Genomic DNA, 21841 nt, shown 5'->3' with positions numbered 1-21841 from the left:
CTTAGGTAAAGCTGAAGAATACCTGAGCAATTAACGGATGTAAGCCTGAACTTGAGTAGGGTTTCAGCGTCAAGGCATTGAGTCAGGCTTAAGATCCGGTACTTTGGGCGCAATCAAGGTGTGATATGACAAAAACATTCTGGCTGGCACAGCGCGGCAAACTGCTGATGAATTCAGCAGGCATTATCTGCCTTGCAGAAAAAGCGCTGACAGGGCTTGCTGTAGAGAGCATCATTCCAGTGACGGATGATCCTGCGTTGCCACAGATTGCGATCCTGAGCGAAACACAGGTGTACCCGGCAGCAGAGCCGGCCAACCTGAGACAACTGTTGGCTCAGGCTGAAGATGACGAGACTTATTTTGCACTGTCGCGCGGTGCGCAACTGGTATCATGGCTGGATCAGTTTCGGCATTGCCCGCGCTGTGCTACTCCGCTTAAAAGTGCCGAGGATGAACTGGCAAGAGTCTGTGAACCCTGTCAGTACCGCCATTATCCCAAGATTAATCCCTGTGTGATTGTCCTGGTGCGCAAAGGTGATCGTTGCCTGCTGGCCCATGCCAGTCGCTTTGCGGATGGACGCTACAGTCTGCTGGCCGGATTTATCGAGGCGGGGGAGAGTGCAGAGGCCACGGTCGCCCGGGAAGTGATGGAAGAGGTGGGTATTCGGGTAACCAATGTGCGGTACATCAAAAGCCAGTCCTGGCCGTTTCCGCACTCGCTGATGTTAGGTTTTTTTGCCGACTATGCAGGTGGGGAGATTCAACCTGACGGGACGGAAATCACCCACGCTGACTGGTTTGGCCTTGATGACTTGCCAATTCTGCCACCGCATTTTTCAATTGCCCGTCAGTTACTGGATCAGTTTTTTATGGAACAGTACGGCCATGTGCCGCAGGAATCAGCTCCGTTTTTCCCGACTGAATAACTTTCCGAGTCGTGTTGCGAGCATCACGTTGCCCTCAGCGCGCAGTTTGCCCGTCAGAAATGCACTCATACCGTCTTTCTCACCGCTGATAACGGCGAACATAGTCTCTGCGCTCATCAGCAACGTAACGTTGGGGTCTGGATGGTTGCCAAGACTGGTTGAGCAGTTGCTCTCATGTATCTCGATATAAAAATCATCTCCGTCTTCCAGCTTGAATTGAAAAACCGCTTCCAGATCATTCGCAGCCTCAGGAATGAAACGACTGGGTAATTTCTCGACAACACGGCTGACGGTCAGCGCTTCACTCATAGCATCGGACTCCAGATCCAGCTTTGATAACAGGGGTTTTATGATACATTAGCGACTTTCTTGCTGATAGCGAATGGGGTTTTTGTGGCCGACTTTTTATCTGAATACGGATTGTTTCTGGCTAAGTCAGTCACCGTAGTGATTGCAATTCTGTTTGTGGTGATAGGTATTGCCGCAGTGGCGATGCGATCCCGACGGGAGGCGCAGCACGGCAATATCGAAGTTGTTCATCTTAATGAAGAGTTTCAGGAGATGAAGGCCTCATTGGAACACGCGGTGCTGGATAAGGCTGAATTCAAAGCGCTGCAAAAAGCGGAACGGAAGAAAGAAAAGGCAGAAGCAAAACAGGCCAAAGCGCTGGCCAAAAAACGCACTGATGAAGCAGAAGAGGATGCCGATGAGCGTCGTAAACGCATCTATGTTCTCGATTTTGACGGGGACGTTAAAGCCTCAGAAGTTGAAAATCTGCGGGAAGAGATCTCTACCGTATTGATGCTGGCAGAACCTCAGGATGAGGTGGTGCTGCGTCTGGAAAGCCCGGGGGGGATGGTGCATGAGTACGGTCTGGCAGCCTCTCAACTGGAGCGTATTCGCCGTAAAAATATCCCGCTGACCATCTGTGTTGACCGGGTTGCCGCCAGCGGTGGTTACATGATGGCCTGTCTGGCTAACCGGATTCTGTCGGCTCCCTTTGCCATTGTTGGCTCCATCGGTGTTATCGCCCAGCTGCCTAATTTTCATCGGCTGTTACGCAAGAACGATATCGATTTTGAAGTGCTGACCGCCGGCGAATATAAACGAACGTTGACCGTGTTTGGTGAGAATACTGACAAAGGTCGTGCTAAGTTTATTGAAGAGCTGGAAGAAACCCACGAATTGTTTAAAACGTTCGTATCTCAGCATCGGCCTCAGGTTGCGATTGAGCAAGTCGCCACAGGTGAGATCTGGTTTGGTAGTCAGGCACTGGATAAACAGCTGGTGGATGAGTTGATGACATCCGATGAATACCTTATGCAGTGTGCTGATGATGCTGATATATATATTGTTCATTATGAACAGAAAAAGACGCTTCAGGACAGGCTGGCAGAGTTCAGCGCGCAGGCCGTGGATCGGGTATTCTGGCGTGCAATTAGCAAGTTGGGTGAAACCCGAAATTGGTTCCGGTAAGCACGAAAAGATAAGATTTAGTTAAAATTGCTTGTAATTTGTGACGCTTTTTGGCTTGATGGCAATCAGGTTTAAAACAACAGGCTGGGATTACTATGGCGTATAAAGGGACACCTTCCAGTATTGTGGAAGCGGCTGAAGAGCTGTTCGCTGAACAGGGCTTCAATGAAACTACAGTGCGCCAGATCACAAATCATGCGGGTGTAAACCTGGCCTCTATCAATTACCATTTTGGTTCCAAAAAAGGCCTGATTCAGGCCGTTGCCGAGAAATTTCTGACTCCGCTCTGCAACTCGCTGGAGCGGATGCTGAATGACTTTCAGATGCAATCAGCCCAGGAGATCTCGCTGGAGGATCTGCTAGAGATACTGATGCGGGCATTGCTTTCTGTGCACCATGAGAACCTGCATGCTCTGTCGGTGTTTATGCGGTTGCTGGAACTGGCCTATATGAAAAGCCAGGAAGAGCTGCGCAGTTTTCTGATGCAGCGATATCACAGTAAGCTGCAACCCTACATTCATCTGTTGCGTGTCAATGCAGCCCCCATGGAAGAGGATGAATTTTTCTGGCGGCTGCATTTCCTGCTTGGCTCAATCACCTTTACGCTGTCCAACTTCCACACCCTGAGCGCCATTGAAAAAACTGAGTACCACAGCGATGCTGAAGTGGAAAAAATCATGCATCGCATGATTCCTGTGTTGGCGGCGGGTCTGCAGGCGCGTGCCGACAAGAGTTATTTCTGTCGTATCTGATGTCCCAGCGCCTGGAAATTTCCATAGCCGATCAATCTCTCACCCTGTTTGAAGGGCCGGATACGCTGGCTCAATACAAAGTTTCTACGGCATTGAATGGTCCCGGTGAGCAGAATAACAGTGGTTGCACGCCACGGGGTGCTCACTACATCAGAGCAAAAATTGGCGCGGGACTGCCGGTTAACTCGGTGTTTGTAGCCCGTCGTCCTACCGGTGAAATCTTCTCCCCGCAGCTGGCTGAACAGTTCCCGCATCGGGACTGGATTCTGACACGTATCCTCTGGTTATGTGGTCGGGAGCCGGGTCGGAACCGGCTGGGCGGGGTAGACAGTATGCGTCGTTATATCTATATCCATGGCACGCCGGACTCAGAACCGATGGGTGTGCCACGTTCCCATGGCTGTATTCGCATGCGTAATCAGGATATTCTCGAACTCTTTGATAAAATTGCCGTTGGAACTGCGGTAGACATTCTCGAATAACGGAATTCATCTATGCCTGAAGCGTCGTTGTTCCTTGATCTGGAAGGCACTTGCCTGACCAGCGAGGAAGCGCAACTGCTGGCTCAGCCTGAGATCAGTGGTGTCATTCTTTTTGCCAGAAATACAATCAATGCCCAGCAGGTGGCTGATCTCACGGCTGAGATACGTGCCTGTAATCCTGATTTGATCATCAGCATTGATCAGGAGGGTGGTCGGGTACAGCGCCTGAAAGAGGGGGTTGCCCGGTTACCAGCGGTGCAAACCTTGCTGCCGGTTTATCGGCATAACCCTGCTGAGGCGCTAAAGCAGGCCGGTTTACTGGGTTATCTGATGGCCGCGGAGCTGCGGACGCTGGATGTGGATATCAGCTTTGCGCCGGTGCTGGATATTGATTATGGCCATAACGAGGTCATTGGTGACCGGGCGTTTGGCACTGACGTTGAATCGGTCACGGCGCTCTCCGCTGCGTATATAGCTGGGATGTCGGATGCCGGTATGGCGGCAACCGGTAAACATTTCCCGGGCCATGGCTGGGTTAATGCGGATACCCATCTGGCGGATGCCCTCGACGAACGTGACTTTGAAACCCTGATGCAGCTGGATATTTCTCCCTTTAAATCCGCAATTGATCGCGGACTTGAGGCGATGATGCTGGCACATGTGCTGTATTCGGCCTGTGATGAGCAGCCCGCGGGTTACTCTGCTTTTTGGCTCAAGCAGATTTTGCGCGGTGATCTGGCTTTTCAAGGTGTAATCTTCAGTGATGACCTGAGTATGAAAGCGGCCCATTGTGCCGGTAATTATACCCAGCGTGCGGCGTTAGCGGTAGAAGCTGGCTGCGATGTCCTGCTCTGTTGTAATGACCGTCAGGGGTCGCTGGAAGTGCTTGAGTACCTTAAACAGCAGGGCGCGCGTCCGGGACACAATCTTGCGGCGCTGAGGGGTCGTAGCTGGAGCCATGATACAGAACGTTTGCAGCAAGCGCGGCTTATTGCAGCTAAGTTGTTGGAGCTGACAGATGGTTGAATTACTGCAGAACTGGCTTGAACAGCTCCTGCCGGAGCAGGCCGAGTCCTCCTGGCTTATTCTATGTACGGTGGTGTCCTGTGTGGCAGTCGTTCTGGATGTGTTGCTGCGCGCCATCTTTACCAGGCTGATCCGGCAAGCCGACAAAACAAAAATGCTCTGGGATGACCTGCTGCTGCATGCAGTGAATGCACCGGTGTTGGCCTTCATCTGGCTGGTGGCTGCGTTTGCCCTGTTGCAGATACTGCAGCAGCATTTTGATATTGAAGTGCTGGCTGCGGATAACCCGTTGCCCAGACTCAGTTTTATCATCATTGGTGCCTGGGGCTGTTTGCGGTTTTTGCGGCGCATGGAAGAGGTGCTGGTGGAACCGGATAGGGTCAGCAAACCCATGGACCCAACCACCGTCAGTGCGCTGGGTCGGGTGTTGCGGATCATCATTGGCATTATCCTGCTGCTGATAGTGATGCAGAGCTACGGCTACAGCATCTCCGGTATTCTGGCGTTTGGTGGTATCGGTGGTATTGCCGTAGGTTTTGCGGCCAAGGATCTACTGGCCAACTTTTTTGGCGGCATGATGATTTATCTGGACCGTCCGTTTAAAGTCGGTGACTGGATTCGTTCGCCGGATAAAAATATCGAGGGTGTGGTAGAGGAGATTGGCTGGCGCCAGACCCGTATCCGTACCTTCGACAAACGTCCGCTGTATGTGCCTAACTCAACGTTCAACAATATCTCTGTAGAAAATCCATCGCGCATGACCAACCGGCGCATCTATGAATATATCGGTGTGCGCTACGATGATGCCGCTCATGTTGAAGGCATTATTGATGATGTTAAGGCGATGCTGGCAGTACATGAATCGATCGACCATGACCTGATTCTGATGGTTAATCTGGACCGTTTCGGGCCGTCATCACTGGACTTTTTTGTCTACACATTTACCCGTACGACAGACTGGGCCACGTTTCATGCGATTAAGCAGGATGTGCTGGTTAAGATTATGAAGATCATTGATCAGCACGGTGCTGAAATTGCCTTTCCGACCACCACTCTGCATCTGGCAAGCATGCCTGAGCCGACTGAAGCACAGGTTTAATGCGTGGCCTGGTGGAGTCTGGATCTGGGGGATGCGTGGCTGGCAGCTGACGCTTTGGAGTGTTTGCAGCAGCAATGGCAGGCATTTGGCGCGCATGATTCTGTCAGGCTATGGCAGCGGCATGAATCGGAGGGGCAGCTACACTGTCGGTTGAAAGTGTATTTTCCCCCGGAAGCGGAACGTTTTGCGCTGTTTATGAAGGCAGCACCCTGTGTTGAACCATCAATGACTGGATTAAGTGAACTGGTTCTGGCAGAACCGTGTCAGGACAAGTCAAGGAGTTGAAATATGAACCACGGACTGAAGTGCTCAGCGCTGATTATGGCGCTTTTGCTGGCACAGAATGCGACTGCTGATCGGCGGATTGAAATGCAGGATGTCGGTTTCGCGACACCGGAGTCGGCTGAATATTATGCTGCTGAAGATCTGATTCTGGTCACCAATATCAATGGTCACCCGGCTGAAAAAGACCGTAATGGTTTTATCTCAAAGGTGAGTCCTGAAGGTAAAGTCATCGAGCTTAAGTGGCTCGATGGTGAAAAAGACGGTGTGATCCTGAATGCCCCGAAAGGGATGACCATTATCGGTAACCGCCTCTTTGTCACGGATATTGATGCGGTGCGTATATTCCAGCTACCAGAAGGTGGCATGGTTAAATCCATTCAGGTGAGAGGCAGTTCCTTTCTGAATGGCATTACCCCCATGCCGGATGGTTCCGTACTGGTGACAGATACTGGTGTGAACGCGGATTTTTCACCGGCCGGTAATGATGCGGTCTATCAGGTCTGGCCGGATGGTTACTATAAAAAACTGATCGATATGTCAGGCTTCGGCGGACCGAATGGGGTGCTGGCAGACGCAAACGGCATTACCGTTGTGACCTTTGGCAGCGGCGATATCTACCAGTACAGCCTGAGTGGTGAACTCAAGTCCGGCCCGGTAGCTCTGGCGCCCGGCCTGGATGGTTTGGTTGGCCTTAAAGATGGCCAGCGTCTGATCACCGGTTGGGGTGAATCGACCCTGTATCAGATGTCTGCAGCGGGTGAGGTACAACCTTTAGTCACCGGGCTTGATGCTCCGGCAGATATTGATCTGGATACTAAACGTAGCCGGGTCTTGGTGCCGCTATTCAAGCAGGATCGTCTGCTGATGATTCCGTTGAAGTGGTAGCGCTGTATTGAATTAAAAACACCGGCCTCAGCCGGTGTTTTTATTAGAGTGGATTAATGCTCACCAGGATGCCGAACAGGGGATGGTCGATGTAGTGGATTTCTCCAGAGCGCATGCGGCGTGGCTGATCCAGGTGTACGCTGAGGATCTCTGGCATCGCAAAATCATAGCTGCTGGCAGCCTCTGAACTGGTATCCGTACGGGAGCCTCGGTTCAGGGCGCTGGCCTGTGAGGGCGTGAGCAGTCGGTTCAGATAAAGGTCCGGGCGTACGTGCAGGTACTGACCCCGGCCAATGCCGATATAACCTTCCAGTTCATAACGGCCATTATCCAGGATGTTACCCGCAACAATGCGCACCGGCGTTGGATTTTGGGTGCGGGCTACCGGTTGAATCCAACCGGTATGCAGCAGGGTGCGGTACTGTCCCGTGCGTTGCAGTTGAGCACTGGGTGATTTCAGTACCATCTGGTCCGCTTTCATCAGGCTGAAAGGCGCGGCATCATCACTGGCAGCTTGCAGACTGACAGCGTCACGTCGATTTGGCTCTGGCAGTAGTGGCCAAGCTTCGGCCGACAGCGCTGAACTGTCTTCGTTGCTGAAGATCAGGATCTCTACACTGTACCAGTTATCCAGCTCCTGGCTTTGCGCCAGAGAAGCGCTGAAGCATGCCAGACAAATCAGTATTTTCGTTATGTATTTCATTAAGCGTGTCCCGCCAGTCGTGTCAGCAGTTGTTCTACCGTGTTGAACCGCTGCTCTGCAGTGTCCATCTGCTGGTTAAAACGCAGTTTATCAGCGCCATCCAGTTTATAGATTTGTGGCTGGTTTTGAACCATTTTAACCAATGTAAGTGGATCGATCCGTGTTTGAGAGCTGAATTCCAGACGACCGCTTTCGGTCCCGGCATCCAGCTTGCGGATGCCCAGATGCTCAGTGGTTAATTTCAGTTCAGTGATACGGAACAGGTGTTTGAGGGGCTCTGGTAATAAACCAAACCGGTCAATCATCTCAACCTGAAGTTCTTTCAGGGCCTGCGCAGAGTCCGCGCTGGCGATGCGTTTGTACATGATCAGGCGTGCATGTACATCGGGCAGGTAATCTTCCGGAATCAGGGCTGAGATACGCAGATTGATTTCGCTGCCCTGATGCAGTGGCTGATCAATGTTCGGTGTTTTGCCCTGTTTAATTGCTTCAATGGCCTGCTCAAGCATCTCCATAAAGAGACTGAAACCTACCGTTTGAATCTGGCCGCTCTGTTCTTCACCGAGCAGTTCGCCTGCACCGCGGATCTCCATATCATGGGTGGCAAGGGTAAAGCCGGCACCCAGATCATGACTGGTTTCAATCGCTTCAAGCCGTTTCTGCGCGTCTTTGGTCATGATGCGGCTGTCTGGCGTCAGCATGTAGGCATAGGCCTGATGGTGAGAGCGACCTACACGACCGCGTAACTGGTGTAACTGAGCCAGACCAAACTTATCCGCCCGGTCGATAATAATGGTGTTGGCATTGGGCACGTCGATACCGGTTTCGATAATGGTGGTGCACAACAGTACATTGAACCGCTTGTGGTAGAAGTCCGACATCACCTGTTCCAGCTCGCGTTCACGCATTTGACCGTGGCCAATACCGATGCGGGCTTCCGGTACCAGCTCGCGCAGGCTGGCAGCGGTCTGTTCAATGGTTTTGACTTCATTGTGCAGGTAATACACCTGTCCGCCACGCAGTAGCTCACGCAGGATCGCTTCCTTGACCATACTGGGATCATGCTGGCGGACAAAGGTTTTGACAGAGAGCCGTCGTGCCGGTGGAGTGGCAATGATGGACAGATCACGTATGCCTGACATGGCCATATTCAGGGTGCGCGGGATTGGTGTGGCGGTCAGTGTGAGAATATCCACCTCGGCACGCAGGGATTTCAGGCGTTCTTTCTGCTGCACACCAAAACGGTGTTCCTCATCAATGATCACCAGGCCAAGGTTTTTAAAGTTGATGCCGCCCTGAATCAATTTATGCGTGCCGACAATGATGTCGACTTGGCCGGACTCCAGTTTTTCAACAATCTGTTCCTGCTGCTTACCACTGCGGAAACGGGAGATCAGTTCAACTGTAACCGGCCAGTCGGCAAAACGGTCGAGAAAGTTCTGGTAGTGTTGCTGCGCCAGCAGCGTGGTGGGCACCAGAATGGCGACCTGCTTGCCGCTCTGAACTGCAATAAAGGCGGCGCGCATGGCGACTTCCGTTTTGCCGAAGCCGACATCGCCACAGACCAGTCGATCCATAGGCTGACTGGCTGTCATATCCCGAATCACACTGGCAATCGCAGCGGCCTGATCCGGCGTTTCTTCAAACGGGAAAGAGGCGGTAAATTGCAGGTAATCCTCGTCGGGATCATTAAAGCTGAATCCTTTACGGGCGGCACGGCGGGCATAGATATCCAGAAGCTCGGCGGCAGCATCACGCGCTTTTTCTGCTGCTTTCTGGCGTGCTTTGCTCCACTGCTCTGTGCCTAAGCGGTGCAGTGGCGCAGTTTCAGGGCTGCTGCCGGTATAACGGCTGATCAGGTGCAGCGCGGAGACAGGTACATAGAGTTTGGCACCGTCTGCATACGCCAGGGTCAGGAACTCGTTGGTTTCGCCATCCAGGTCAATGGTCTGCAGGCCAAGATAACGGCCCACACCATGCTCCAGATGTACCACCGGTGAGCCTTCACTCAGTTCTGACAGGTTGCGGATAACCTGTTCATTTTGCTCCTGTTCGCGGCTGCGTCGACGGCGCTGGAATACCTGATGGCCAAACAACTGGGTTTCGGTGATCAGATGTACCCGGCCGGGCAGCGACAGGCCGCGTTCCAGAGGGAACTGAGTAATGGCGAGTGGCAGTTCCTGTTCGATGAAATCTGACCAGTTGGTCACCTGAACTGGCTTGATGTGATGACGGCCCAGCAGTTCCAGCAACGCTTCCCGGCGACCCGACGATTCAGCACAAAACAGTACCCGGCCATCTCTATTACGCAGGAATGTCTCCAGCTCGGCCAGGGGTTGTTTTTTCTTGGCATCAACGGTGAGCGTTGGAGGTGTCAGGCAGGGCAGGTTGGAGCGACCGGCTTTTTCGTCCAGAGTATCCGCGTGCAATTGAATTCTCGGATACTGTTTTAGTTGCTGGAAGAGCTCATCAAGACCGATAAAAAGCTGTGCAGGCTTCAGTAGTGGACGGCGCACATCAAAACGACGCTGTTCGTAACGGCTGTCGACTTCCTGCAAAAACTGTTGTGCAGACTGCTCAAGATCGTGGTCGTTGATCACCTGAGTATTCTGAGGCAAAGCATGGAACAGCGTGCTCAGTTCATCAAAAAACAGCGGCAGATAGTATTCAATACCCGGCGAGACCAGGCCGTCACTGATGTCGTTATAGATCGGGCACTGCCGGTAGTCGACATCAAACTGCTCCCGCCAGCGGCTTTTAAAATCACGAATAGCCTTAGCGTCGAGTGGAAACTCTTTGGCGGGGAGCAACTCAATGGCGTCCATTTGCTCCAGGGATCGCTGTGTTTCAGGATCAAAGGTGCGCAGGGTTTCTATTTCGTCATCAAACAGCTCAATACGGAAAGGAAAACTGCAGCCACTGGGGAACAGATCAATGATGGCCCCCCTGACGGCGTATTCCCCCTGTTCCATAACAGTGTCTACGCTGTGGTAACCCGCATCAGACAGCTGCTTGCGCAACACTTGCGGGTCTATCTGATGTCCGGTTTGAAGATTGAAGCAGTGTCCGGCAATAAATTCAGCCGGTGCAGTGCGGTGCATCAGAGTGCTGATGGGAGCGACCAGAACACCCTGTTTTAAGCTGGGTAAACGTGCCAGGGTAGCAATACGCTGAGAGATAATGTCCTGATGAGGAGAAAACGAGTCATAGGGCAGGGTTTCCCAGTCGGGAAACGCGAGCAGTTCCAATGTATTGCTCGAGAAAAAGCGGATCTCATCCAGCAAACGCTGGGCTTCACTGCTATCGTTACAGATCACCAGTGTGGTCCCGTTATGCCGTGCCGCCGCATCAGCGATGACCAGGCCCCGGGCTGCGCCTAGAACCTGACCAAGTGATTTGCGGTCTGCGGCTTTGGTGGGCAGTGAATAATCCTGTTGAAACAAACTCTTAACTCCAGCTGTGCTTAGTTCGCGGCATAGTGTAACCAAGGTGATGTTAAAACGCAGTGATGACTACCAGAAAATTATGACTTTTCTGCATTTGCCCAACGGTGTGGAAAAGGGGATAATGCGCGCAAATTTTTTCAGGACCTGGGAACAGAACCCGCATATTGCCTGCGTTCGCGCCGGTAATTGCAACACGGGGGACGCATCTGCATCACCTGACCTGTCTGTTTTCAGTGTTTGAATAACTTTATGACTCGGAGCTGCTTGTGAACCAAGATCAAGTTTTCACAGACTGGAAAGAACGCGAAGCCCTGGCCGAAGCTATGGTGCCGCTGATCGGATCCCTTCACCGCGAAAAGAACGTTGAAACCTCTGTTTACGGACGTGTTCTCAACAAACGTTCTGTTATCGATATTCTGAAAGCACACCGTTATGTGCGTCAGGTTGAAGGCAATGAACTGTCTGTATTTGAAACGCTGCCCGTATTGCAGGCGGTTGACAAGCTGGATGTGCGTAACGCGCATGTTGATATCGGTAAACTGGCTGCTAAGTTTGCTAATTCCGGTGCTGCTGACCTGGAAGGTTTCCTGAAAGAAGAGATGGCCGATGCCATTGGCGCTGAAACCTGCAGTGGTACTGACGTTGTTCTGTTTGGTTTTGGTCGTATCGGCCGCCTGCTGGCGCGTCTGATGATCGAAAAAACCGGCGGTGGCCAGTCTCTGCGCCTGAAGGCGATTGTTGTGCGTAAAGGTAACGCAACCAATGACCTGGAAAAACGCGCCAGCCTGCTGCGTCGTGACTCTGTTCACGGCTCTTTCAAAGGCACCATCACCATCGATGAAGAAAATAACACCATTACTGCCAACGGTAATGTGATTCAGGTGATCTTCGCGGATGCGCCTGACGCGGTTGATTACACTGCATACGGTATTAACGACGCGGTGGTTATCGATAACACCGGTAAATGGCGTGATGAGGCAGGCCTGTCTCTGCACCTGAAATCAAAAGGTGTTAGCCGTGTGGTTCTGACTGCGCCGGGTAAAGGTGTTAAGAACATCGTAATGGGTGTTAACGATGGTGATATCACATCTGATGACACTATCCTGTCAGCAGCGTCCTGTACTACCAACGCGATTACACCAGTACTGAAAGCGGTGTATGACCAGTTTGGTATCGAAAACGGTCACGTTGAAACTGTTCACGCTTATACCAACGATCAGAACCTGATCGACAACTACCACAAAGGTGATCGTCGTGGCCGCGCGGCTGGCCTGAACATGGTTATCACCGAAACCGGTGCAGCTAAAGCAGTATCCAAGGCGCTGCCGGCAATGGAAGGTAAACTGACCGGTAATGCGATTCGTGTACCGACTCCAAACGTCTCTATGGCGATCCTGAACCTGAATCTGGAGAAGGAAACCGATAAGGAAGAGCTGAACAGCTACCTGCGTGAAGCGGCGTTGTTTGGTCCAATGCAGAAGCAGATCGACTACAGCAACTCTCCTGAAGCGGTGTCTACTGACTTTGTCGGCTCTCGTGCAGCGGGTGTGGTTGATGCGCTGGCAACGATTGCCAATGGCAAACGTTGCGTTCTGTATGTGTGGTATGACAACGAGTTTGGCTACAGCTGCCAGGTTGTGCGTATGGTTCAGAAAATGGTGCAGTGCACACTGCCAGCCTACCCAAAATCAGTTTAAGCTTTTGAGCTGACTGAGAAAATTCGAAAAGCCGCTTAACAGCGGCTTTTTTTTGGCTAAGGTTTAATATTTTTTATTGGAATAAGCAAATAACCATTAATTCTATATTGAGTTGTGGGTTTTTTGTTCGCTCAACCCCTTAATAACCCTTTGTTCAGTAGAAAAAACGGTCTTTGCTCGGGTATACTTTGTCGGATTTTTTGGTGGGGTAGGCCAACTTGCCAATAATAAAAGGTGGGTGTGTTGTTCTGGGGGGGCAGAGCGTACATTTACCAACTGAGTTGGCTGTCCTGGAAAAGTTTACTGCAATTTGGTGAGGCGTATGATCAGGATCAAGAAAGGTCTGGATCTGCCGATCTCCGGTGCACCACAGCAAACCATCACCGATGGCCCTGCTGTGAGCACAGTCGCCATTGTCGGCTCTGATTATGTGGGTATGAAGCCCTCTATGGCCGTCAAGGAAGGAGATCGGGTAAAACTCGGTCAAGTGATCTTTACCGATAAAAAAACTGAAGGCGTTCAATATACAGCGCCAGGTGCGGGTGTCGTAACCGCTATCAACCGTGGCGACCGCCGTGTTCTGCAATCTGTGGTGATTCAGCTTGAGGGTGATGAAGCTGTTGAGTTTGCTAAGTATGACGCAGGACAGTTGTCCGGTCTGACACGCGAACAGGTGCAGGATAATCTGGTTCAGTCCGGTCTGTGGACTGCGCTGCGTACCCGTCCTTTCAGTAAGGTCCCTGCGCCCGGCAGTGAACCGAACTCTATTTTTGTAACCGCGATTGATACCAATCCGCTGGCGGCTGATCCGGCTGTCATCATCAGCGAACAGGCCGATGCTTTCAAAAATGGCCTGCAGGTGCTGAAACAGCTGAGTCGCAAAGTATTCCTGTGTAAAGCAGAGGGTGCGGACCTGCCTACAGTTGATGGTGTTACCGTAGAAGAGTTTGGTGGTGTGCATCCGGCGGGTAACGCAGGTACGCATATCCATTTCCTGGACCCTGTCTCTCAGAAGAAAACAGTCTGGACCATCGGTTATCAGGACGTTATCGCCTTTGGTAAGCTGTTCACTGAAGGTCGCCTGCCGACTGATCGTGTGGTGGCTGTTGCTGGTCCTAAAGCCGCTAAGCCAGGCCTGTTGCGTACTCGTATCGGCGCTAATCTGGTCGAGCTGCTGCAGGGGGCTGAAAACGGCTCACATAACCGCGTTATCAGTGGTTCTGTCTGGAATGGCCGTACCGCCAAAGGCCCGATGGGCTATCTGGGACGTTATGCCAACCAGGTGAGCATTCTGGAAGAGGGCGACAAGCGTGAATTTATGGGCTGGCTGACACCAGGCAGCAATAAGTTCTCTGTGCTGAATGTGTTCAGTTCATTCATGAACTCCTCCAAGTTGTTTGACTTCACTACCACCACTAACGGCTCTGAGCGCGCCATGGTACCGGTAGGTCAGTTCGAAGAACTGATGCCGCTGGATATCCTGCCAACTCAGCTGCTACGTGCGCTGGTAACCGGTGACATTGTTCAGGCCATGCAGCTGGGCTGTCTGGAACTGGATGAAGAAGACCTCGCCCTGTTTACCTTTGCCTGCCCGGGTAAATATGAATACGGGCCGATCCTGCGTGACAACCTTACGCGTATCGAGAAGGAGGCCTAAGCATGAGCATTAGAACAATCCTCGACAAAATGGAGCCGCATTTTCATAAAGGCGGTAAGTATGAAAACTGGTACGCGCTGTATGAAGCGGTAGATACCATTTTCTACACCCCGGGTCAGGTCACTAAAACGGCTGCACACGTGCGCGACGGTGTTGACCTGAAACGTATGATGATCATGGTCTGGATGTGTACCTTCCCGGCTGTGTTCTTTGGTATGTACAACGTGGGTCTGCAGGCAAACACGGCGATGGCCAGCCTGGGTGTGACCGAACCGACCACCTGGCAGGGTGCGATTGCTGCTGCTTTGACCGGTTTTGACCCTAACAGCCTTTGGGACAATATCATCCACGGTGCGGCCTACTGGTTACCGATCTACATCGTAACCTTCATTGTGGGCGGTTTCTGGGAAGTGTTGTTTGCCATGAAACGTGGCCACGAAGTGAACGAAGGCTTCTTCGTAACTTCCATTCTGTTTTCCCTCATTCTGCCGCCGACCATTCCATTGTGGCAGGTTGCACTGGGTATCAGTTTTGGTGTGGTTATCGGTAAAGAAGTGTTCGGTGGTACCGGCAAAAACTTCCTGAACCCTGCGCTCACCGGTCGTGCATTCCTGTTCTTTGCCTATCCGGCTCAGATGTCCGGTGATGCTATCTGGACTGCGGTTGACGGTTTCTCCGGTGCGACTCCGCTGGGTCTGGCTGCAGCGGGTGGTGTGGATGCCATCCTGGCGCAGAACATTACCTGGTTTGATGCCTTTATTGGTCGTATTCAGGGGTCTGTGGGTGAGGTTTCAACTTTCGCGATTGCGATTGGTGGTTTTGCCCTGCTGATTGCCAAGCTGGCTGCCTGGCGTATTGTCGCCGGTGTATTTCTTGGCATGGTAGCTACGTCCACGCTGTTTAACCTGATTGGTTCAGACACTAACCCGATGTTCTCGCTGCCATTCTACTGGCATCTGGTATTGGGTGGCTTTGCTTTCGGTATGTTCTTTATGGCGACCGATCCTGTGTCAGCGTCCATGACCAATATCGGCAAATGGTACTTTGGTGCTCTGATCGGCATCATGGTGGTGCTGATTCGTGTGGTTAACCCGGCATTCCCGGAAGGGATGATGCTGGCGATCCTGTTCGGTAACCTGTTTGCGCCGTTGATCGATAACTTTGTGATTCAGGCCAATATCAAACGGAGGATGAAACGCGATGTCAGCGAGTAATGACTCTATCGGAAAAACGATTACCGTTACCGTTCTTCTTTGTGTGGTTTGCTCGGTAATCGTGTCTGCTGCTGCGGTCATTCTAAAACCACAGCAGGTTGCGAATAAAAATCTGGATCGTCAGACTAATATTCTGGCGGCAGCAGGTATTGATTATCAGGGTAAGAATATACCTGAGTTATTCGAGAGTACGATCACCAAGAAGTTTGTTGACCTGAAAACGGGCAAATACACTGAAGTGGCTGATCCAGCTCGTTACGATGCCAAGAAGGCTGCCAAGGATAAGGAGCTGGGCAAGAGCCTAAGCAAGGATATTGATATCGCATCCATTAAATACCAGGCAAATGTGATGCCTGTGTATTTGATTGAAACAGCGGATGGCAATATCGAAAAGATCATACTGCCCGTACATGGTTATGGTCTGTGGTCCACTCTGTATGGCTTTTTGGCACTGGAAGGTGACTTGAATACGGTTGTGGGCTTGGGCTTCTACTCCCATGCTGAAACACCGGGTCTGGGTGGCGAAGTTGATAATCCTAACTGGAAAGCTATCTGGCCAGGCAAAAAAGTCTACCCTGAAGGTTCAATGGAACCTACGCTGGGCTTGATTAAAGGCAATGTTGATCCGGCATCTCCAAACGCGATGCATCAGATTGACGGCCTGTCTGGTGCCACGCTGACCAGTAATGGTGTTACCAATCTGGTGCATTTCTGGCTGGGTAAGAATGGCTTTGCCCCATTTCTTGCAAACCTGAAAGCAGGGGAGGCGTAAACGATGTCTGCAGCTAAACAAGTACTCGTTACCCCGATTTTCAAGAATAACCCAATCGGTCTACAGATCCTGGGTGTATGTTCTGCTCTGGCGGTAACATCAAACCTGAACACTGCGCTGGTAATGACGCTGGCGGTAACTGTGGTAACCGCGTTTTCGAACATGTTTATCTCAATTATCCGTAACCAGATGCCAAGCAGTATCCGAATCATCTGTCAGATGACCATCATTGCGTCGCTGGTAATTGTGGTTGACCAGATTCTGAAAGCTTACGCATATGACGTATCAAAACAGCTTTCCGTATTCGTTGGTCTGATCATTACCAACTGTATCGTAATGGGTCGTGCCGAGGCCTTTGCCATGAAGAACCCACCAGGTATCTCTTTCCTGGATGGTATCGGTAACGGTCTGGGTTACGGTGTGGTACTGATGTTTGTTGGTTTTATCCGTGAACTGTTTGGTGCCGGCAAACTGTTTGGTGTTGAAGTACTGCCACTGATCAATGATGGTGGCTGGTATCAGGCCAACGGTCTGCTGCTGTTACCGCCAAGTGCCTTCTTTATTATCGGCATCTTTATCTGGCTGGTACGTACCTTCAACAAAGACCAGGTGGAAGTGGCTGAGTTTGAACTGGCTCACAACACCAACAAGGAGGCTGTGTAATGGAACAGTATATCAGCCTGGCCGTTAAGGCGATTTTTGTTGAGAACATGGCGCTGGCCTTCTTCCTGGGCATGTGTACCTTCCTGGCGATCTCCAAGAAAGTACAGACAGCTTTGGGTCTGGGTATTGCGGTTGTTGTGGTGCTGGCCATCACAACCCCGGTTAACAACCTGATCTATAACCACCTGCTACGTGAAGGTGCGCTGGCATGGGCCGGTTACCCTGAAGTGGATCTGAGCTTCCTGGGTTATATCTCTTACATCGGTGTAATCGCGGCGATTGTGCAGATTCTGGAGATGTTCCTGGATAAGTTTGTGCCTGCTCTGTACAACGCGCTGGGTGTATTCCTGCCGCTGATCACCGTGAACTGTGCCATCATGGGTGCTGCGCTGTTTATGGTTGAGCGTGACTACACCTTTGGTGAGTCTGTGGTGTATGGCGTAGGCGCGGGTGTAGGCTGGGCGCTGGCTATCACTGCACTGGCGGGTATCCGTGAAAAACTGAAATACAGCGATGTGCCTGCGGGTCTGCGTGGTCTGGGTATTACCTTTATCACTGTAGGCCTTATGTCTCTGGGTTTCATGTCGTTCTCCGGGGTTCAGCTTTAATGCTGTCAACATGGTCAACAGAAGAAGGATTAGCTTATGAATGCTGAAATCATTCTCGGCGTTGTCATGTTTACTGCGGTGGTGCTTGCACTGGTCGTAGTGATTCTGGCGGCGCGTTCGAAACTGGTGAGTTCAGGTGATGTGACTATTCACATCAATGAAGATCCGGAAAAAACTATTACTGTGCCTGCGGGTGGCAAACTGCTGCAAACCCTGGCGGATAAAGGCATCTTTATCCCGTCTGCCTGTGGTGGCGGTGGTACCTGTGCTCAGTGTAAATGTCAGGTACTTGCCGGTGGCGGCTCCATGCTGCCAACGGAAGAGTCACATTTCACCATGCGTGAAGCGAAGGATGGCTGGCGTCTCTCCTGTCAGGTTGCTGTTAAACAGGACATGGAACTGGAAATCGAAGACGAAGTCTTTGGTGTTAAGAAGTGGGAATGTACAGTTGAATCAAACCCCAACGTTGCAACGTTTATCAAAGAGCTGACCCTGCGTCTGCCTGAAGGTGAAAACGTTGACTTCCGTGCCGGTGGTTACGTTCAGCTGGAATGTCCGCCACACGAAGTGCACTACAAAGACTTTGAAATTGATACCGATTACCGCGGTGACTGGGACAAGTTCAACATGTGGCAGTACGTATCCAAGGTGACTGAACCGACGATTCGTGCTTACTCCATGGCGAACTATCCGGAAGAGCGTGGTGTTGTTAAATTCAACATCCGTATCGCGTCACCACCACCGGGTACTAATTTCCCGCCGGGTATCATGTCTTCTTACGTGTTCAGCCTGAAACCGGGCGATAAGATCACTGTTTACGGACCGTTTGGTGAATTCTTTGCCACTGAAAACGACTGTGAAATGGTGTTTATCGGCGGTGGTGCAGGTATGGCGCCAATGCGCAGTCATATTTTTGACCAGCTTAAGCGTCTGAACTCCAAGCGTAAGATTACCTTCTGGTATGGTGCGCGTTCCCTGCGTGAGTCCTTCTATAACGAAGAGTACGACATGCTGCAGGACGAGAATGACAACTTTAAGTGGCATCTGGCATTGTCAGATCCGTTGCCGGAAGATAACTGGACGGGTATGACAGGCTTTATTCACAATGTGTTGTATGAAAACTATCTGAAGGATCATGAAGCACCTGAAGATTGTGAATACTACATGTGTGGGCCTCCGATGATGAACTCAGCTGTGATTCAGATGTTGCTGGATCTTGGTGTTGAGCGCGATAACATCTTCCTTGATGACTTCGGTGGCTAAGTCCACGGTGTCTGATTGTTTCAGATACCGCCAAAAATGGTCAGCAGCGTTGCTGCTGGCCATTGTTTTTTTTGTGGTTTCCGGTTGTTCTGAACCGGGTCCGCAACTCCAGACCCACGCTGGCATGACCATGGGTACGACCTTTTCTGTGAAATGGGTCGCAACGCCTGATACGGTGCAGTCAGATCTGGCACGTCAAATTGATAACATGTTGCTGGCAGTTAACCAGAGCATGTCAACCTACATCCCGGATTCAGAACTGTCGTTGCTAAACAAGCAACCTGCTGCCAGTACGGTTCAGGTCTCTGAAGAGTTAGGCGAAGTATTGGCTCTGGCTTTGCAGATTGCGGATGCCAGTTCCGGTGCTTTTGATGTGACGGTGGGGCCTCTGGTGAATTTGTGGGGTTTTGGGCCCGATGGCCGGGTTACCCATGCGCCGAGTGAAGATAAAATTGCAGAGGTCAGAGAACGGGTTGGCTATCATAAACTGGATTATGATGCTGAAAGCCGGATGCTGACTAAGCAGGCAGCCAGTTATATCGACTTGTCAGCCATCGCCAAAGGTTATGGTGTGGATCAGGTTGCCGGGGTCTTGGAACAGGCCGGTATCAGCAATTATCTGGTGGAGATTGGTGGTGAGCTGAGGGCGAAAGGAGTCAAGCCAAATGGTCAGCACTGGCGTATCGCCATTGAATCCCCTACCTCTGAAATAGAGCGAACAGTTCAGCGTATTATAGAGGTGCGTGATACCGGGATTGCTACGTCCGGAGACTATCGAAATTATTTCGAAGAAAATGGCGTGCGGTTTTCACATACAATAGATCCTGCGACGGCTGCGCCGATTCATCATCGTCTGGCATCAGTTACTGTACTGGCTCCTACCTGTGCAGAGGCAGATGGTTTGGCGACTACTTTGATGGTGTTGGGACCTGAGCGGGGGATGGAATTTGCCAGTGCCAAAGGCATCAAAGTCTTTATGTTGGTTAAAACAGATAACGGATTTGAAGAGCGTATGTCACCGGGGTTTGAAGCGTTCCTGGTGAAGTGAGGTTGCTATGAGTACCATGATTTTTGCATTTGTCGGCTTACTGCTGATTGTCGTTGCCATGTCGGTCGGGGTCCTTTTGGGCCGCAAGCCTATCTCCGGCTCCTGCGGTGGGATGGCCAACCTTGGCATCGATACCAGCTGTGAGATTTGTGGTGGTGACCGGCAGAAATGTGAAGAAGAACAGGAAAAACAGTCTGTCGATAAGGTAAACGCTGATCTGGCGTATGAAGTTAAGGCCAAAGACTAATTGCAGATGCCCCTTATAGGGGTATCTTTTTTGGCTAAAAGACTTCTTAAACAATAATTTAGAAAGAGCGTAAGGGGAAAGAGATGGCGGTGTATGACTATGATGTCATTGTGATCGGTTCTGGACCGGCAGGTGAAGGTGCTGCCATGAATGCAGCCAAGAAAGGCCGCCGTGTTGCTGTCATCGAAGAGCAGGAGTTTGTGGGTGGCAACTGTACCCATAAGGGCACTATCCCCTCAAAAGCGTTGCGCCACTCAGTTAAACAGATCATTGAATTTAACACCAATCCGATGTTCCGTGACATTGGTGAACCGCGCTGGTTTTCTTTCCCCAAAGTGTTGAAGCGGGCGGAAAAAGTTATCTCCAGCCAGGTGGTATTGCGGACCAATTTTTATGCCCGCAACCGGATTGATGTGTTTTTTGGTAAGGCTGAATTTGAGGATAAAAACACCATTGTAGTGCGGGGTACCGCGCAGGGTGATGAAACGCTCCGGACCAAAAATATCGTGATTGCCACAGGGTCTCGCCCTTACTGTCCGACGGATATTGATTTCAACCATCCTCGTATCTATAACTCCGATACCATTCTTAAACTCAGTCACACGCCACGTACCCTGATTATCTACGGTGCGGGTGTTATCGGTTCTGAATATGCCTCCATCTTCAGCGGTCTGGGGGTCAAAGTGGATCTGGTGGATGCTCAGAGTCGTTTGCTGTCTTTTCTGGATGCAGAAATCTCCGACTCTTTGAGTTATCACCTGCGCAATAATGCGGTCAAAATTCGTCATAACGAAGTGTATGACAAGGTTGAAGGTGATGACCGGGGCGTGACTTTAAGCCTTAAATCCGGCAAAAAAATCCGTGCGGATGCGTTCCTCTGGTGTAATGGCCGCAGTGGTAATACAGAAACCCTGAAGCTGGACAATATTGGTCTGACCGCCAACAGCCGTGGTCAGATTGAGGTGGATGACCACTACCGTACCGCCTGTGAAGGAATCTACGCTGTAGGCGATGTAGTGGGTTGGCCAAGTCTGGCATCGGCCGCACTGGATCAGGGCCGGGCCGCCGCCGCAGATATGCTGGATGCTGAAGATTTCCGTTACATCAACGAAGTACCCACCGGTATTTACACCATTCCTGAGATCAGCTCTGTTGGCAAAACCGAGGAGCAGCTCACTGAGGAGTGCGTACCTTATGAAGTCGGCCAGGCGTTCTTCAAAGACACCGCCCGTGCCCAGATCTACGGTCAGCCAGTCGGTATGCTGAAAATCCTGTTCCACCGTGAAACACTCTCAATACTGGGTATTCATTGTTTCGGCGAACATGCTTCAGAGATTGTACACATCGGTCAGGCCATCATGAGCCAGAAAGGTGAAGCCAATACGCTGAAATACTTCATCAATACCACGTTTAATTATCCCACCATGGCAGAAGCCTACCGGGTGGCGGCAATTGCTGGTTTGAACCGGATTGCAAATCTTTAATCAGGTAGTCTGGACCGAGCCATCCTTTGGGATGGCTTTGTTGTAATTTTCTTGCGGGCCTTCTTAAACAGACTAGGCAGGCATGATGTGGTTTTGCGGATCTGAAAT

21 protein-coding genes are annotated in these 21841 nt (G+C 51.2%); 18 read left to right on the top strand and 3 right to left on the bottom strand.

Annotated features, from left to right (window positions below; genetic code table 11):
- Positions 1-125: 125 nt before the first annotated feature.
- Positions 126-926: an NAD(+) diphosphatase gene (gene nudC, locus P2G53_RS02070; protein ID WP_275813024.1), complete on the top strand. Its 801-nt coding sequence runs from the start codon at positions 126-128 to the stop codon at positions 924-926.
- Here nudC and P2G53_RS02065 read toward each other — a convergent pair.
- Positions 900-1235, bottom strand: a complete 336-nt coding sequence (locus P2G53_RS02065) for an SCP2 sterol-binding domain-containing protein (RefSeq protein ID WP_275813021.1) — start codon at positions 1233-1235, stop codon at positions 900-902. The two genes, nudC and P2G53_RS02065, sit on opposite strands and share 27 nt — an antisense overlap.
- A gap of 84 nt (positions 1236-1319) precedes the next feature.
- Between P2G53_RS02065 and sohB the strand changes: the two genes are divergently transcribed.
- The 7 genes from sohB (at position 1320) to P2G53_RS02030 (ending at position 6931) form a co-directional block, all read left to right on the top strand.
- Entirely contained in the window at positions 1320-2402 is a 1083-nt protein-coding gene (gene sohB / locus P2G53_RS02060) for a protease SohB (protein WP_275813018.1), read from the top strand.
- Between the two features lie 95 nt (positions 2403-2497).
- The gene (locus P2G53_RS02055) at positions 2498-3154 is read left to right on the top strand and encodes a TetR/AcrR family transcriptional regulator (protein WP_275813015.1); all 657 of its coding nucleotides are present in this window, start codon (positions 2498-2500) and stop codon (positions 3152-3154) included.
- Positions 3154-3636: a L,D-transpeptidase gene (locus P2G53_RS02050; RefSeq protein WP_275813012.1), complete on the top strand. Its 483-nt coding sequence runs from the start codon at positions 3154-3156 to the stop codon at positions 3634-3636. Before P2G53_RS02055 ends, P2G53_RS02050 begins: the two co-directional genes overlap by 1 nt.
- A gap of 12 nt (positions 3637-3648) precedes the next feature.
- Positions 3649-4662 (top strand): beta-N-acetylhexosaminidase, encoded by a 1014-nt coding sequence (gene nagZ / locus P2G53_RS02045; protein WP_275813009.1) that lies wholly within the window; start codon positions 3649-3651, stop codon positions 4660-4662.
- Entirely contained in the window at positions 4655-5761 is a 1107-nt protein-coding gene (locus P2G53_RS02040) for a mechanosensitive ion channel family protein (RefSeq protein ID WP_275813007.1), read from the top strand. The genes nagZ and P2G53_RS02040 overlap by 8 nt, the downstream gene beginning before the upstream one ends.
- Before the next feature lie 3 nt (positions 5762-5764).
- The gene (locus tag P2G53_RS02035) at positions 5765-6046 is read left to right on the top strand and encodes a hypothetical protein (protein WP_275813004.1); all 282 of its coding nucleotides are present in this window, start codon (positions 5765-5767) and stop codon (positions 6044-6046) included.
- A gap of 3 nt (positions 6047-6049) precedes the next feature.
- Positions 6050-6931 (top strand): hypothetical protein, encoded by an 882-nt coding sequence (locus P2G53_RS02030; protein WP_275813001.1) that lies wholly within the window; start codon positions 6050-6052, stop codon positions 6929-6931.
- Positions 6932-6974: 43 nt separating this feature from the next.
- On the opposite strand, the gene P2G53_RS02025 is transcribed toward P2G53_RS02030, so the two are convergent.
- Complete coding sequence (locus P2G53_RS02025; protein WP_275812999.1) at positions 6975-7634, bottom strand: peptidoglycan binding protein CsiV; 660 nt, start codon at positions 7632-7634, stop codon at positions 6975-6977.
- Complete coding sequence (gene mfd, locus P2G53_RS02020; protein WP_275812996.1) at positions 7634-11077, bottom strand: transcription-repair coupling factor; 3444 nt, start codon at positions 11075-11077, stop codon at positions 7634-7636. Before mfd ends, P2G53_RS02025 begins: the two co-directional genes overlap by 1 nt.
- A 269-nt stretch (positions 11078-11346) precedes the next feature.
- Between mfd and P2G53_RS02015 the strand changes: the two genes are divergently transcribed.
- The 10 genes from P2G53_RS02015 (at position 11347) to sthA (ending at position 21733) form a co-directional block, all read left to right on the top strand.
- Positions 11347-12777: a glyceraldehyde-3-phosphate dehydrogenase gene (locus tag P2G53_RS02015; protein WP_275812992.1), complete on the top strand. Its 1431-nt coding sequence runs from the start codon at positions 11347-11349 to the stop codon at positions 12775-12777.
- Positions 12778-13099: 322 nt separating this feature from the next.
- Entirely contained in the window at positions 13100-14434 is a 1335-nt protein-coding gene (locus P2G53_RS02010; protein WP_275812989.1) for a Na(+)-translocating NADH-quinone reductase subunit A, read from the top strand.
- A 2-nt stretch (positions 14435-14436) separates the two neighbouring features.
- Positions 14437-15648, top strand: coding sequence for an NADH:ubiquinone reductase (Na(+)-transporting) subunit B (locus P2G53_RS02005; RefSeq protein WP_275812986.1), 1212 nt, complete (start codon positions 14437-14439; stop codon positions 15646-15648).
- On the top strand, positions 15635-16420 hold the full coding sequence (locus tag P2G53_RS02000) for a Na(+)-translocating NADH-quinone reductase subunit C (protein ID WP_275812983.1): 786 nt from the start codon (positions 15635-15637) through the stop codon (positions 16418-16420). Before P2G53_RS02005 ends, P2G53_RS02000 begins: the two co-directional genes overlap by 14 nt.
- Before the next feature lie 3 nt (positions 16421-16423).
- The gene (locus P2G53_RS01995) at positions 16424-17083 is read left to right on the top strand and encodes an NADH:ubiquinone reductase (Na(+)-transporting) subunit D (protein ID WP_275812981.1); all 660 of its coding nucleotides are present in this window, start codon (positions 16424-16426) and stop codon (positions 17081-17083) included.
- The gene (nqrE, locus tag P2G53_RS01990; RefSeq protein WP_275812978.1) at positions 17083-17691 is read left to right on the top strand and encodes an NADH:ubiquinone reductase (Na(+)-transporting) subunit E; all 609 of its coding nucleotides are present in this window, start codon (positions 17083-17085) and stop codon (positions 17689-17691) included. Before P2G53_RS01995 ends, nqrE begins: the two co-directional genes overlap by 1 nt.
- Positions 17692-17727: 36 nt before the next feature.
- A complete protein-coding gene (gene nqrF / locus P2G53_RS01985; RefSeq protein WP_275812975.1) occupies positions 17728-18954 on the top strand; it encodes an NADH:ubiquinone reductase (Na(+)-transporting) subunit F in 1227 nt (408 codons plus the stop codon).
- On the top strand, positions 18947-20002 hold the full coding sequence (locus tag P2G53_RS01980; RefSeq protein WP_275812973.1) for an FAD:protein FMN transferase: 1056 nt from the start codon (positions 18947-18949) through the stop codon (positions 20000-20002). Before nqrF ends, P2G53_RS01980 begins: the two co-directional genes overlap by 8 nt.
- A gap of 7 nt (positions 20003-20009) precedes the next feature.
- Complete coding sequence (gene nqrM, locus P2G53_RS01975) at positions 20010-20249, top strand: (Na+)-NQR maturation NqrM (protein WP_275812971.1); 240 nt, start codon at positions 20010-20012, stop codon at positions 20247-20249.
- Positions 20250-20332: 83 nt separating this feature from the next.
- Entirely contained in the window at positions 20333-21733 is a 1401-nt protein-coding gene (gene sthA, locus P2G53_RS01970) for a Si-specific NAD(P)(+) transhydrogenase (RefSeq protein ID WP_275812969.1), read from the top strand.
- Positions 21734-21841 lie beyond the last annotated feature (108 nt).

Origin of the sequence: Neptuniibacter sp. CAU 1671, assembly GCF_029222905.1 — a bacterium.
Classification (GTDB): domain Bacteria; phylum Pseudomonadota; class Gammaproteobacteria; order Pseudomonadales; family Balneatricaceae; genus Neptuniibacter.
The sequence above is the reverse complement of the archived record's forward strand: the minus strand, read 5'-3'. Positions and strand labels throughout refer to the sequence as shown.